The sequence below is a fragment of the uncultured Campylobacter sp. genome, from assembly GCF_937959485.1.
Classification (GTDB): Bacteria; Campylobacterota; Campylobacteria; order Campylobacterales; family Campylobacteraceae; genus Campylobacter_B.
In genome coordinates, this window is sequence record NZ_CALGPY010000006.1 from 128,981 (window position 1) to 141,737 (window position 12,757).

Consider the following 12,757-nt stretch of genomic DNA (forward strand, 5'->3'; position numbering starts at 1 on the left):
ATAATTCCGCAAATTTAAAGGGTCGCGATGAAATACAACTTCTTGCTGCACCATCTAAGCGTGTATTATATGCTGATGGCGTGCTTTTACAACTCTCTTACGGGCGTTTTCGCCAAGATTTTGGGTGCGCAAATTTCATCGCTTGAGGTCGTGCTCTTTCGCAATCTACCAGGGCTTCTGATCCTGCTTTATAAAATCAAGGCTCGTCCCCGCGCGGCGCGCTTCGCAAACAAAGGCGGTCATCCTTTTACGCTTGCGTTTCGCGGCATTATCGGGATTTTGGGGCTAATGGTGTTTTTTTACAACGTCGCAAACATCAGCCTCGGCGAGGCATTTACCTTTCAAAAAACGGCGCCCATTTGGACGGCGATCATCGCGTATTTTACCCTCGGCGAAAAATTCGGCGCGATGGGCTGGTTCTCGGTCTGTCTCGGATTTGCGGGGATCGTTTTGGTAATTCAGCCGCAGTTTGGCTTGCAGCCGAGCGATGTTTTTGGAATTTTAAGCGGATTATTCGCCGCAATGGCGCTTACCTCCGTACGCGGGCTGCGCAAATACTATAGCTCCGATACGATCATCCTCTCGGCGCTTCTTGCCGGCACGCTGATGCCCGCAGCGCTTATGATCGCGGCGGAATTTATAGACGCGCCGGCGCTTAACTTTATACTTTGCAAATTTAAAATTCCAAACGCGCAGGGTTGGCTCTTTGCCGTGCTTTTGGGGCTGCTAGGGCTATTTTATCAAACCTACGTCACCAAGGCCTACGCCGCGACGCGCAAAGCGGGCATAGTAGCTACGATCAGCTACGCAGACATCATCTTTTCGACGCTATTTGGGCTGCTGCTAGGCGACACCATGCCCGGTTTCATGGCACTTTCGGGCATGGCACTCATCATCGTCGCGGGCACACTTGTGGCGAACCGAAAGTAGCGCGCGATGAAACAAAAATTCTACTCCGCGTTTTGGCTGAAACATCTGGGCGTTTATTATATGCTCGTAGCGAGCTTTTATTTCGCGCTAAACGGCGCGCTAGCCAAGGTCATGGCGGAGCGGATGAGCAGCGCCGAGATCGTGTTTTTCCGCAACGTCGTAGGCATCGGCATCGTGCTGTTTTCGCTACGGCGGGTAAAAAATCTGGGCCCCGGCGGCAAGCCGTGGCTACTTGCATTTCGCGGCTTTATTGGCAGCTGCGGCATCTTAGCGACCTTCTACAATATCGCTCACATCGATCTTGGCACCGCTTTTACCTTCCAAAAGACGGCGCCCATTTTCACCGCGCTATTTTCGGCGTTTTTCTTAGGCGAAAAGCTAAGTTCCAAGGCATGGTTTGCGATACTGCTGGGCTTTGGCGGAATTTTACTCGTCGTGCGCCCGCACATCGGCATCAGCGTAACCGACGCGGTGGGAATCTTCGGCGGCATGTGCGCAGGGCTTGCATACACGAGCGTGCGCGAGCTCCGCAAACACTACGCCACCAACCTCATCGTGCTGGTTTTTGTCTCGTCAGCCACCTTTCTAAGTGCTACGATGATGATAACGGGCTGGGTGCTTGAAGGTAGCGAGGCTAAAATTTTAGGGCTTTTCAGCGGGGCGGATTTAGCGAAGCTTGCTTATTTCAACCCGCCAAGCCTTTTTGGCTGGGTGCTCGTGGCGCTTCTGGGCGTCAGCGGTATCTATTTTCAAATTTACATGACGCGCGCTTACGCCGCTTCGCGCAAAGCGGGTATCGTCGCCGCGATCAGCTACAGCGACATCCTATTTAGCATGGCACTAGGCATTATGCTAGGCGATCATCTACCCGGTCCTATCGTGCTAGCGGGCATTGCGGTAGTGATTTTAAGCGGAATTCTAATCGCCCGCGAGCGCTAAATTTAAATCTAAATTTAAAAACTAATTCAAACGCGCCGAGGGGCTAAATTTAATCCGCGCCGCCTGCAGGCGCTAAATTTCAGCAGTCTAAAAGCTTAAAAAGACTAACATTCAAACCAAAGTTCTACGGCGTAGAAATATTTTTCGACGGATTTAAATTTTATGCATTTTATCGGTATCGACATCGGCTCGACCTCTTCAAAGGTCGCGGTTATGGACGAGGGCGGCTCATTTTGCGATCTGTTTTTGCTACCCAGCGGATTTAGCGCGGTCAAGGTAGCGCGGCAGATAAAAGAAATTTTAGAGCAAAAAGGCTACGGCGAGGGCTTCGTCACCGCTACGGGCTACGGGCGCGTGAGCGTGGATTACGCAGATCTTAGCATGAGCGAAATTTTATGCCACGGGCTTGGGGCGCATTTTTTATTCGAGCCCGATTGCACCGTCATCGACGTGGGCGGGCAGGACACCAAAGCGATCAAAATCGAAGGCGGCAAGCCCGAGGATTTTATAATGAACGACAAATGCTCGGCGGGTACAGGCAAATTTCTAGAGATCAGCGCTAACCGCCTCGGGCTCGAGCTGAGCGAAATTTACAAAACCGCCCGCAAAAATCCCGCGATTAAGCTAAGCTCCCATGCGCGGTTTTTGCTGAGACCGTCCTCGCTAAGCGCAAACAAAGGGCGATCCGGTCGCAAATATCGCCGAGCGCTACCTTAAAATTCCATGTTCGGTGATGTATCAAAACGACGCGCACTCAGAGGTTATCAAGGGTTTTGTACGCGAATATCAAGCCCACGGCGTCGTCGACGTCGTGGACTGCCACACCTACGCAACCCTGACAAACAAGATCAAAGAGGCGAGCCGCGAAGCGGGAGCGAACTATATGTCGCTAGAGACCGATTATTCAAAACAGAATGTCGGGCAGATACGCACGCGGCTGGAAGCCTTTATAGAGCTGCTTTAGCAGGTCTTATTTGAAATTTTAAAATTAAGAATTTTCTAAATTTAAAAACAAACCAAAGAAAGGAGAGGTTGCATGAAATTTAAGGAGATAGACGAATCTCGTCGCGGCTTTTTAAAAGGAGCTCTAGCGGCAGCCGCCATCGCCGGACCTGAAGCGATGCTCGCTGGCTTCAAGCCGTTTAAGCCAGGTTCCCTGCAGGTTTGGTCGTGCGGAGGACTGTCCGAAGCATTTAACGAGCTAAACGCCGTTTATGAGTCAAGAACGGGACATAATATCCAGTACACCGGCGCCTTTGCGGGTGCGCTCGGAAAGTCGCTACTGGCCTTGCAGGGCAAGACGGAGGTTTTCGGCGCCCGCGTTTTGGAGCTGTCTCAAAAACTGCGTAAGGCTGGCCTTAGCCTCCGCTTTAGACCGCTATGTTTTACCGACTATGTTTTAGTAGTGCCAAAGGGCAATCCTGCGGGCGTTCGCGATCTAAAGGATTTGGCAGAGCCCGGCGTGCGGGTGATGCTGCCGCTAAGGGCTTCGCCTCCGGGTAGCGGACCGGTAAAGGGAATTTTGAAAAATTCCGGTCTCACAGGGCCCGTTATGAAAAATATGATCTCCAACGGAGCGTGCGTTATTACCATGATGTGTGATCTCGTAGACGGCAAGGGCGATGCGTCCATAATCGAAAAGCGCCTAACGACGCACGATAGGTTTAAAGACAAAATCGAATATATGCCTATCGACGAGAAACTCATTCCGCCCGGGCCGCTTACCTTTACGCTAAATATCATGAAATACGTAAAAGACGAGAAGCTTGCCGATGACTTTACGGACTTCGTCTGCTCGGACGGGCAGGAAATTTTCGAGCGGCACGGCTTTACCTCCATCCATTCGGCGCGCGGGCTTGAACTCATAGAAAGGTTCGGTGTAAAAGATGTTTAGTATAGTAAATATGGCAAAGATGAAAAAAGTCTCTAGGCTAACTAAAATTCGTCGCTTGGTGCAGCTGACTTTTATCGGCGCGATCGGGCAATGGGCGTATTACGGGATTTTTAGATGCCCTTTTATCGTGCCTTTCGTAAACTGCCAATCCTGTCCGATCGTCACGTGCTGGGGGCGGATTGCGACCGTCTTTTTTGGCTTTTGGCTATTTATACCCGTGCTGGTTATTTTCCTCGGGCGCGCGTTTTGCGGCTGGCTTTGCCCGGGCGGATTCGTAAATCAAATGCTCGGCAAATTTGCCGCTTTTAAGCTTAAGCTAAAAAATAACAGGAAGCTACGATATGCGCAAATAGGCATGGTTCTAGCCGTTTTGCTTAGCGCGGGCGTATATTTTATCTACGGCAACCCTCGCGTTATGATCCCTATCCGTACCAGCGACGAGTATCTCAACGCCGTTATCATGTCTTTTAAATTTTCCGACTGGTACTGGGCGGTTCGCACCGCCGTCGTCGTAGCTCTTATCGCCGCATCATTGATCGTCGCAAATTTATGGTGCCGCTTCGCCTGTCCTAGCGGCGGCATAATGGAGCTGCTGCGTAAAATTTCAGTATTTCGCGTTTATAAAACGGACGCCTGCGATAACTGCAACGCCTGTTTGCGCAAATGCGAAATGGGCACTAGGCCCGACGAGATGAACTGCACGAACTGCGGCGATTGTATGGATGTTTGCCACGCGGACGCCATCAAATTCGGAAGGAAAAAAGATTGATGAATTTTTTCGCCAAACCCTCCTTCGACAACCACCCCTGCTTTAGCAAAAAAGCGTCCGCCGCCTACGGGCGCGTGCACCTTCCCGTAGCGCCGCATTGCAATATCCAATGCAATTTTTGCAACCGCATCTACGACTGCGCAAACGAAAATCGCCCCGGCGTAACAGAGAGGGTGCAGAGCCCGGACGAAGCCGCGCTATACGTGGAAAATCTATTTAAATTTAGACAGGATATCTCGGTCATCGGTATCGCAGGACCCGGGGATCCTATGTGCGATGCCGACAAGACCCTAGCTACCTTTGAAAAATGCAAAGCCCGCTTCCCTCACGCCCTGCTTTGCCTATCCACAAACGGCCTATCCCTGCCCGAGCACGTGGATGATATCGTGCGCATCGGCGTGAGCCACGTGACGGTGACCGTTAATGCCGTAACGCCCGAAGTGGGCGGCAAAATTTATGCGTGGGTACGCCACGGAAATAGAATTTACAGCGGCGAAGAGGGCGCTAGAATTCTTCAGGCGTGCCAAGAGGAGGGGATCCGCAAGCTAAAAGAAGCCCGCATGATCGTAAAGATCAATACGGTCGTAATCCCTGGCGTAAATATGGATCACGTCCCGCAAATCGCGAAAAAGGCCAAAGAGTGGCAGGCCGATATCATGAACTGTATGGCGATGATCCCCGTGCAGGGCACCCCTTTTGCAAATATCAAATCGCCCTCAAACGAAGAAATTCGCAGCATGCGAAAGCTCATCGGCGGCTCCATTCATCAAATGACTTACTGCAGCAGATGCCGCGCCGACGCGTGCGGCAAGCTTTGCGAGAAATAAAGACCTGCTTTTAGCGGGTCTTTTATCCGGCGCAGAATACACTCTCATAGCGAACGTAAAATTTTATGAAGAGATTTAAATTTAGAATTTGTCTAAATTTAGAACTAGCAAGCAGCCAAAAAGAAACTTTTTTGGTGGCGGCACTTTTTTAAAATTTAAAAACAATTTTTAAATAATATTATTTTGCTTTTATTTAACTTTTGGTACAATAACTCCAAAATTAGGCATCAAAAAAACCGTATAACGGTAAAATAAAGGAGACATCATGGAAAACGTTTCAAGACGTGATCTGCTCAAAATGAGCCTAGTTGGCGCGGGAGCTTTAGCGCTCGGCTCCGTAAACGCAAATGCTGCGGTTAACGCTAAAGACGTCAAATTTGACGAAGAGTGGGACGTAGTCATCGTTGGTTCCGGTTTTGCAGGACTAGCAGCCGGTATCACCGCAGCCGAAAAGGGCAACAAAGTCCTAATCCTAGAAAAAATGGGACGCGTCGGCGGTAACTCCGTAATTAACGGCGGAATTTTTGCCGTTCCAAACAGCGACAAACAAAAAGCAGAAGGCATCAAAGATAGCAACGAGCTATTTATCAAAGACTGCCTAAAAGCCGGCCGCGGCCTAAACCACGTAGATCTCATCGACACCATCGCTACTCGCGCTCAAGACGCATATAAACTAACTCTAAAATGCGGCGCTAAATACATAGATAAAGTTACTCACGCAGGCGGACACAGCGTACCTAGATCGCTTCAAACCGCTAACGGCTCGGGCTCAGGTATCGTTCAGCCGATGGTAGAATACTTTAAAAACCTACAAGGCTGCGAGCTAAGACAAAGAGCTAAATTTGACGAGTTTGTACTCGGCGAAGACGGCGGCGTAGACGGCGTGATCATCAGAGAGGATTATAAATTCGACTCAAAGAGCCAAAAAGACGACGCCGAAAACACTACCGGAACTAAAAAGACTATAAAAGCTAAAAAAGGCGTAGTACTAGCTGCGGGCGGATTTTGCCGCGACGTATTCTTTAGACAAGTCCAAGATCCATCTATCCTACCTACCACAGATAGCACTAACCACCCAGGAGCTACTGCAGGCGCTATGAAAGAGGCATTTAGAATCGGCGCAACTCCAGTGCAGCTAAGCTGGATACAGTTTGGTCCATGGGCATGCCCTGATGAAAAAGGCTTTGGCGTTGGCTCTATGTTTAACGTAAACGGAAGCTTCCGCTACGGTATCTCGGTCGATCCAAGAACAGGCAAACGCTATATGAACGAGCTAGCGGACCGCCGCACCCGCTCTCAAGCTATGTTTAAAGTAATCGACGCAAAAGCAGATATCTATCCTATCAACTTCTGCGACTCTGAGGGCGTAAAAAATATGGTCATACCTGAGCACTACACTAAACCGCTAGAATCAGGCGTACTAAAGAAATTTGAAACTCTAGACGAGCTAGCTGCAGCTTATAAAATCCCTGCTGCAGAGCTAAAAAAGACCGTCGAGAAATATAATAGCTTCGTTAAATCAGGTAAAGACGAAGACTTTGGCAAACCGATGGATAAAACCACTACAAACGGCGTAGATATCTCTAAACCACCTTTCTACGCTATGCGCGGTACGCCAAAACTTCACCACACCATGGGCGGTATCGATATCAATACCAAAGCTCAGGTCATCTCTTTACAAACAGAGATGCCTATCCCAAGATTATTTGCCGCAGGCGAGATCACAGGCGGCGTACACGGAGCTAGCCGCTTAGGTAGCGTGGCGATAGCTGACTGCTTAACGTTTGGTATGATAGCGGGTGAGAATATAGGCTAATTTGCGGCGTCTTTCGGACGCTTTTTGCGGAGCTTGCTAAAATTTTGCTTGGCAGACTATTTTGTCTAGCCTGCGCAAAATTTTAGCCGCGCAACCCAAAAAATCGCCTCGAAATACTCGCAAATCTTATTTCGTATCGCAGGTCAAATTTAAGACTAAATTCGAGAATTCAGCCTGCGATCTTTTTAAATTTAAAGCCGAATTTGCAGTTAAATTTGTAAATTTGACATCCGAAAGGAATTCGCATGAAACACAAAGCGTTTCTCGCCTTGTGCGCATCTATGTTATTATGCTCTTTTGCATTTAGCGCAGGTGCACCAAGCGCAAAGATAACGTCTTTAGTAGATCTTAACGTCACCGACGAGCTGCGAGCCAAACACCCTTTAAAGCCTCACCACGAAAAGCTAAGCTTCACCTGTCTTGATTGTCACGAAGGACAAGAAAACGACGCTAGTAAATTTAAATCCATAGGCGATAAAGGCTGTATATCCTGTCACGGCGACAAGAAAAAGATAGCTAAAAGACTAGAATACATGGATCTGCTAAAAGCAAATCCCCACAACTCGGTTCACGACGGCCCTACGCTATACTGCGACGAGTGCCACAACGAGCATAAAAAATCAACCAATATGTGCACGGAGTGCCACGAACACGAAGTTCCGCAATGGATGGGGGTAACGCCATGAAAATTTCAAAGAAAGTACTAGCGCTTATTATATTAGTAAGCGGCATTATAGGGTTTTTGGTGGTACTTCCCGTGCATTACGCCCTAGAAGAAACTAGCGGAGAGAAGTTTTGCGTAGTGTGCCACGAGATGGATCCTATGGTTATAGCTTATAGTAACGACGTTCACAGCGGCAAAGGCAAAAGCGGAGTAAGGGCTAAATGCGTGGACTGCCACATACCTCACGACAATCTAGCCAAATACGTTTTAACTAAAGCTAAAAACGGACTAATGGAGGGATACGTTCATTTCTTTAAAGATCCGGAGGCTATAGACTGGCATAAAAATAGAGAGAAAAGAGAGCACTTCGTATTTGATAACGGTTGCGTTAGCTGCCATACGAATTTGGTGGATAATAAGCTAACGAGCTCGCAAGCTCAAAAGATGCACGCTCACTATCAAAGCTTGCTAAATACGGATAAGCAACTAACCTGCGCTAGCTGTCATGCCGAGGTAGGCCACAGCGGACTAAACAACATGCTAAACTACTGGAAGCCTGAATACAAAATCTACGAAAAGAAAGCCGCAATCAAAAAAGAAGAGATAAAGAAGGCATATTTCGGGGAGGATTATGTGGGGCTGAAAGAGGTGAAGACTGAAGATAAAGAAGGCAATGCCACCAAAAAGTAGGCTAAAATGAAGAAAATTTTGCTCGTTAGCGACGACGTGGAGATGCAACTAAGTCTCAACGCCGCGCTTTAGCAAGGATCCGGTAAATTTTAAATCAGTAAAATTTCGCGCGATAACGGGAGTTTATCTCCCGTTACGATCTTCGTAGACGGACTATCTCTACGCTTTATTAGAATTACTCGGGAATAAATTTAAACCAAAAGCTCGCATCTACTCAGCTCAAAACATAAAATTTAAAATAAGCCGTTTTCGATATAATTTTCAAAAATTTCGGAGCGGAAAATGGGTAGAAAAGAGCTTCTGGGCGGCACAAAACGTATCGTCGTAAAAATCGGTACCTCAACGCTTACCAATGCGGACGGTTCGCTAAATGAGCGGCTCATCAAAAGTCTAGTCGCGCAAATTTGCAAGCTAAAAGATGCGGGCTTTTGCGTGGCTTTGGTAAGCTCGGGCGCCGTGGGCGCGGGTATGGGGCTGCTCGGTATCGCGCAAAGACCTAAAATTTTAAGCCGCAAGCAGGCTCTAGCGGCGGTCGGACAGGTCGCACTGATGCATCTTTACGAGCGGCTATTTTGGGCGCATGACCGCATTATCGCGCAGCTGCTGTTAAGCCGAGGCGATTTTAGCGACAGGGTGCGCTATCTTAGCGTGCGAAACGTCTGCGCGGAGCTACTCTCGCGCGGCATCGTGCCGATCATAAACGAAAACGATCCCGTCGTAGCAGATGAACTTAAAGTGGGCGACAACGACACGCTAAGTGCGCTAGTAGCGGGGCTAATCGATGCTGATCTGCTCGTGATTTTAAGCGATATCGACGGGCTGTACGACAAAAATCCGAGCGAGCACGCGGACGCAAAACTTTTAAGCTTTATCGAAAAAATCGACGAGCACGTCGTCAAAATGGCAGGCGGCGAGGGCAGTAAATTCGGCACGGGCGGCATGGCGACCAAGATCGCGGCGGCGCAAATGGCAAATCAGATCGGCACTAGCCTGATCATCGCAAACGGGCGTACGGACGGAATTTTGCTTAAAATAGCGGCGGGCGACGAGGTCGGTACCCTCTTTAGCGCGGGCGCAGCGCGGCTTAGCTCGCGTAAATACTGGCTCGCATACGGCGCGATTAGCAAAGGCGCGGTGATTATCGACGCGGGTGCGGCAGAGGCGATAAAATCGGGCAAAAGCCTGCTTGCGGTCGGGATTGCCGAGGTGCGCGGCGAGTTTGAGCGCGGCGAGATCGTAAACGTCTACGCGACCGACGGCAAGCTGCTGGCGCACGGTATTAGCAACTATTCAAGCGGCGAGTTTGAGCGCATAGCGGGCGCAAAAAGCGATGAGATAGAGCATGCTTTAGGCTACAAAAGCGACGATGACGCGATCCACGCGGATAATATCGCACTGCAATGAAATTTTAGCCGTGTTCTGTGCGTTTAAAATTTCAAACGGAAGGCGTAGATGAAAAAGATTATATTTTTTTGCACTACTCTTGGCGGGCGCGGCGTGGACGGCAAAATTTGACGAACCGGACGCCGATAAAAACGGCGAGCTAGACGTTTTTGAACTGCGCGGATATGAGCCGGCGGATTACGTAAAAGCGCTATGCGCGAATTGAAATGAGAAGGTTGGGCGTAATGCCTGGCGAGTAAGCGAAATTTTGACGCAAGAAAATCCGAAATAAAATGGCCCAAAGCGCGCTAAATTTAAGCCGTCGTGCGCGGATAAAAATAAGACGCACTGGAATTTTAGACGCGATAGAAGCGACGCTCGCGGCATTTTTATACGCAGCATGCGATTTGATTTATAGATTAAGGAGCGAAAATGAACGAAATTTTAGATATCTGTAAGCGCGCAAAGGCCGCTTACGGCGAGCTTTTGAGACTTGGTAGCAAGGCTAAATTTGAAATTTTAAACGCCGTGGCGGATGAGCTGCTCGCGCAAAAGGACGCGATAAAAGCGGCAAACGCCAAAGACCTTGCAAACGGCGAGAAATCGGGCTTGAGTGCGGCGTTGCTGGACCGCCTAAGGCTAACCGACGCCCGCACCGAGGCTATGGCGCAGGGCGTGCGCGATGTGGCGGGCTTCGCCGAAGTCGTGGGCGAGAATCTAGGCGGCTGGAGCCATCCAAACGGCATGCAAATCAGCCGCGTGCGCGTGCCGCTGGGGGTGCTTGGTATCATCTATGAGAGCCGTCCAAACGTCAGCATCGACGCGGCGGCTCTGGCGCTAAAAAGCGGCAATGCAGCGATCCTGCGAGGCAGTGCTAGTGCGCTAAACTCAAACATCTTTTTAGTAAATTTATTTAACGAGGCGGGGGCGAAATTCGGTTTGCCGACGGGCGCAGTGCAGCTCGTGGAGAGCGCAGATCGCGAAGTAGTGGCGCAAATGGCGAAAATGAGTGAGTATATCGACGTTTTGATACCGCGCGGCGGCAAAAATTTAAAAGATTTTATCGCGCAAAACGCGACCGTACCGATCATCATGACGGGTGAGGGAGTTTGCCACATCTTTGTCGATGAGAGCGCAAATTTGAGCGAAGCGGCAAAGATAATCAAAAACGCCAAAACCCAGCGTCCAAGCGTCTGTAACGCCGTTGAGTGCGTGCTTTTGCATGAGCGCGTGGCGGGCGAAATTTTGCCTGAGCTTGTGCGCGAAATGCCAGAGGTCGAGTTTCGCGTGAGTTCGGAGCTTTTTAATGCGTGCGAGTCGGAGCTGCGAGGCGCTAAAAACGTCAAACTTGCAGGCGAGAGCGACTTTGGTGCCGAGTTTTTGGATCTCGTGCTAGCCGTGCGCGCGGTGCGGGATACGAACGAGGCGATCGGCTTTATAAACGCGCATTCCAGCGGGCATTCGGACGCGATTTTAAGCGAGGATTACGCAAACGTCGAGCGGTTTTTAAACGAAGTCGGCAGCGCGGTCGTCTATGCCAACGCCTCGACGCGCTTTAGCGACGGCAGCGAGTTCGGTTTTGGCGGCGAGATCGGCATCAGCACGCAAAAGCTGCATGCCAGAGGGCCGATGGGGGTGAGGGAGCTTACGACCTATAAATACGTCGTCCGCGGAGGCGGGCAAATTCGCTAGCGGCTTGTCTTTTTCAAAAGGCTTGCCTAGCGAGCGCTTTTGAGAGAAATTTTGCTTCTCTTGCGCTCGCAACTGCAAGCAGAAGTCTAGCTTGCGCAAAATTTTAGCTTCTAACTCAAAAAATCGCCTCAAAATACTTGCGAATACTATTTAGTATCGCAGGCTGAATTTGGTCTGCGATACTTTTACCTAATAAACTTGAAATTTTATAAATCACCTCTGTCAAAATTTTAAAAATATATGAGCTAAAGTTTTGTCATGCAGGCGAAATTTTGTATCACGTCTTACTAAAATTTAGAATTTTTAATAAAAATTATATATTCCGCACGATATAATCGCGCATCTGCTCGCAGCGCGAGCGATAGCTAAATTTCAAGGAGATGTAATGAAAATATTTAAAGCCCTGCTCGCAACAGCGCTGATCACCGCCACCTTAGGCGCTAAGACGCTCAAAGAGGGCACGCTCGTAATAGCCACGGAGGGGACTTACTCGCCGTATTCTTTCTATGACGAGAAAAATAATCTTACCGGCTTTGATGTCGATATCGCTCGCGCGCTGGCAAAAGAGCTAGGGCTAAAGGCGGAATTTTTAACCGCGCCGTGGGATGCGATGTTTGCAGCATTTGATGCAGGCAAAGCGGACATAGCGATGAATCAAGTAAGTATAACGCAGGAACGCAAGAAAAAATATAATTTCAGCGAGCCTTATACTGTGGCTTATGCTGCGCTAGTAGTGCGAGCTGACAATGAAGGGATTAAGAGTTTTGCGGATCTTAAAGGCAAAAAAAGCGTCCACTCCGCTACCAGTAACTGGGCTGACATGGCGCGCAACTATGGCGCTGAGATCGTCACAGCAGACGGATTTAGCAAGGGTGTGGAGCTTATCATAGCTCGCCGCGCAGACGCTACGATCAACGACAATATCACATTTTTTGACTATATGAAGCAGCGCCCGAACGCCCCGCTAAAGATCGCAGCTCAAGGCAATGAGCCGATCTATTCCGCCGTGCTGCTTAAAAAGGACGACGAGCTGACGGCGCAGATAAATTCCGCGCTAAAATCGCTAAAGCAAAAAGGCGTGCTGAAAGAAATTTCACTTAAATATTTTGGCAAAGACATTACGGAATAAATTCTACGACCGCTTAGTTGAAGC

The 12,757-nt window shown here is 49.2% G+C and carries 13 protein-coding genes; all 13 read left to right on the plus strand.

Annotated features, from left to right (window positions below; translation table 11 throughout):
* Window positions 1-27 precede the first annotated feature (27 nt).
* The 13 genes from Q0380_RS05545 (at window position 28) to Q0380_RS05605 (ending at window position 12,733) form a co-directional block, all read left to right on the plus strand.
* The gene (locus Q0380_RS05545) at window positions 28-930 is read left to right on the plus strand and encodes a DMT family transporter (RefSeq protein ID WP_298961163.1); all 903 of its coding nucleotides are present in this window, start codon (window positions 28-30) and stop codon (window positions 928-930) included.
* A gap of 6 nt (window positions 931-936) precedes the next feature.
* Window positions 937-1,869: a DMT family transporter gene (locus Q0380_RS05550; protein WP_298961166.1), complete on the plus strand. Its 933-nt coding sequence runs from the start codon at window positions 937-939 to the stop codon at window positions 1,867-1,869.
* 162 nt (window positions 1,870-2,031) lie between these two features.
* Entirely contained in the window at window positions 2,032-2,586 is a 555-nt protein-coding gene (locus tag Q0380_RS05555) for an acyl-CoA dehydratase activase (RefSeq protein WP_298961169.1), read from the plus strand.
* 16 nt (window positions 2,587-2,602) lie between these two features.
* On the plus strand, window positions 2,603-2,833 hold the full coding sequence (locus Q0380_RS05560) for a 2-hydroxyacyl-CoA dehydratase family protein (RefSeq protein WP_298961171.1): 231 nt from the start codon (window positions 2,603-2,605) through the stop codon (window positions 2,831-2,833).
* A 72-nt stretch (window positions 2,834-2,905) separates the two neighbouring features.
* Window positions 2,906-3,763 (plus strand): substrate-binding domain-containing protein, encoded by an 858-nt coding sequence (locus Q0380_RS05565; protein ID WP_298961173.1) that lies wholly within the window; start codon window positions 2,906-2,908, stop codon window positions 3,761-3,763.
* The gene (locus tag Q0380_RS05570; protein ID WP_298961175.1) at window positions 3,756-4,532 is read left to right on the plus strand and encodes a 4Fe-4S binding protein; all 777 of its coding nucleotides are present in this window, start codon (window positions 3,756-3,758) and stop codon (window positions 4,530-4,532) included. The genes Q0380_RS05565 and Q0380_RS05570 overlap by 8 nt, the downstream gene beginning before the upstream one ends.
* Complete coding sequence (locus tag Q0380_RS05575; RefSeq protein WP_298961444.1) at window positions 4,532-5,359, plus strand: radical SAM protein; 828 nt, start codon at window positions 4,532-4,534, stop codon at window positions 5,357-5,359. Before Q0380_RS05570 ends, Q0380_RS05575 begins: the two co-directional genes overlap by 1 nt.
* Window positions 5,360-5,624: 265 nt before the next feature.
* The gene (locus Q0380_RS05580) at window positions 5,625-7,175 is read left to right on the plus strand and encodes a flavocytochrome c (RefSeq protein ID WP_298961178.1); all 1,551 of its coding nucleotides are present in this window, start codon (window positions 5,625-5,627) and stop codon (window positions 7,173-7,175) included.
* Window positions 7,176-7,420: 245 nt separating this feature from the next.
* The gene (locus Q0380_RS05585) at window positions 7,421-7,861 is read left to right on the plus strand and encodes a cytochrome c3 family protein (RefSeq protein WP_298961181.1); all 441 of its coding nucleotides are present in this window, start codon (window positions 7,421-7,423) and stop codon (window positions 7,859-7,861) included.
* A complete protein-coding gene (locus tag Q0380_RS05590; protein WP_298961447.1) occupies window positions 7,858-8,529 on the plus strand; it encodes a NapC/NirT family cytochrome c in 672 nt (223 codons plus the stop codon). Before Q0380_RS05585 ends, Q0380_RS05590 begins: the two co-directional genes overlap by 4 nt.
* 282 nt (window positions 8,530-8,811) lie before the next feature.
* A complete protein-coding gene (gene proB, locus Q0380_RS05595; protein ID WP_298961184.1) occupies window positions 8,812-9,933 on the plus strand; it encodes a glutamate 5-kinase in 1,122 nt (373 codons plus the stop codon).
* A 411-nt stretch (window positions 9,934-10,344) separates the two neighbouring features.
* A complete protein-coding gene (locus Q0380_RS05600) occupies window positions 10,345-11,604 on the plus strand; it encodes a glutamate-5-semialdehyde dehydrogenase (RefSeq protein ID WP_298961187.1) in 1,260 nt (419 codons plus the stop codon).
* 385 nt (window positions 11,605-11,989) lie between these two features.
* The gene (locus Q0380_RS05605; RefSeq protein WP_298961190.1) at window positions 11,990-12,733 is read left to right on the plus strand and encodes an amino acid ABC transporter substrate-binding protein; all 744 of its coding nucleotides are present in this window, start codon (window positions 11,990-11,992) and stop codon (window positions 12,731-12,733) included.
* The last annotated feature ends 24 nt before the right edge of the window (window positions 12,734-12,757 follow it).

What these genes read in the sequence shown, in the direction of transcription:
- Q0380_RS05570 (WP_298961175.1), top strand. Translation starts at nt 3,756, where the DNA reads ATGTTTAGTATAGTAAATATGGCAAAGATGAAAAAAGTCTCTAGGCTA.
- Q0380_RS05600 (WP_298961187.1), top strand. Translation starts at nt 10,345, where the DNA reads ATGAACGAAATTTTAGATATCTGTAAGCGCGCAAAGGCCGCTTACGGC.
- Q0380_RS05545 (WP_298961163.1), top strand. Translation starts at nt 28, where the DNA reads ATGAAATACAACTTCTTGCTGCACCATCTAAGCGTGTATTATATGCTG.
- Q0380_RS05575 (WP_298961444.1), top strand. Translation starts at nt 4,532, where the DNA reads ATGAATTTTTTCGCCAAACCCTCCTTCGACAACCACCCCTGCTTTAGC.
- Q0380_RS05605 (WP_298961190.1), top strand. Translation starts at nt 11,990, where the DNA reads ATGAAAATATTTAAAGCCCTGCTCGCAACAGCGCTGATCACCGCCACC.
- Q0380_RS05565 (WP_298961173.1), top strand. Translation starts at nt 2,906, where the DNA reads ATGAAATTTAAGGAGATAGACGAATCTCGTCGCGGCTTTTTAAAAGGA.
- Q0380_RS05580 (WP_298961178.1), top strand. Translation starts at nt 5,625, where the DNA reads ATGGAAAACGTTTCAAGACGTGATCTGCTCAAAATGAGCCTAGTTGGC.
- Q0380_RS05585 (WP_298961181.1), top strand. Translation starts at nt 7,421, where the DNA reads ATGAAACACAAAGCGTTTCTCGCCTTGTGCGCATCTATGTTATTATGC.
- Q0380_RS05590 (WP_298961447.1), top strand. Translation starts at nt 7,858, where the DNA reads ATGAAAATTTCAAAGAAAGTACTAGCGCTTATTATATTAGTAAGCGGC.
- Q0380_RS05560 (WP_298961171.1), top strand. Translation starts at nt 2,603, where the DNA reads ATGTATCAAAACGACGCGCACTCAGAGGTTATCAAGGGTTTTGTACGC.
- Q0380_RS05555 (WP_298961169.1), top strand. Translation starts at nt 2,032, where the DNA reads ATGCATTTTATCGGTATCGACATCGGCTCGACCTCTTCAAAGGTCGCG.
- proB (WP_298961184.1), top strand. Translation starts at nt 8,812, where the DNA reads ATGGGTAGAAAAGAGCTTCTGGGCGGCACAAAACGTATCGTCGTAAAA.
- Q0380_RS05550 (WP_298961166.1), top strand. Translation starts at nt 937, where the DNA reads ATGAAACAAAAATTCTACTCCGCGTTTTGGCTGAAACATCTGGGCGTT.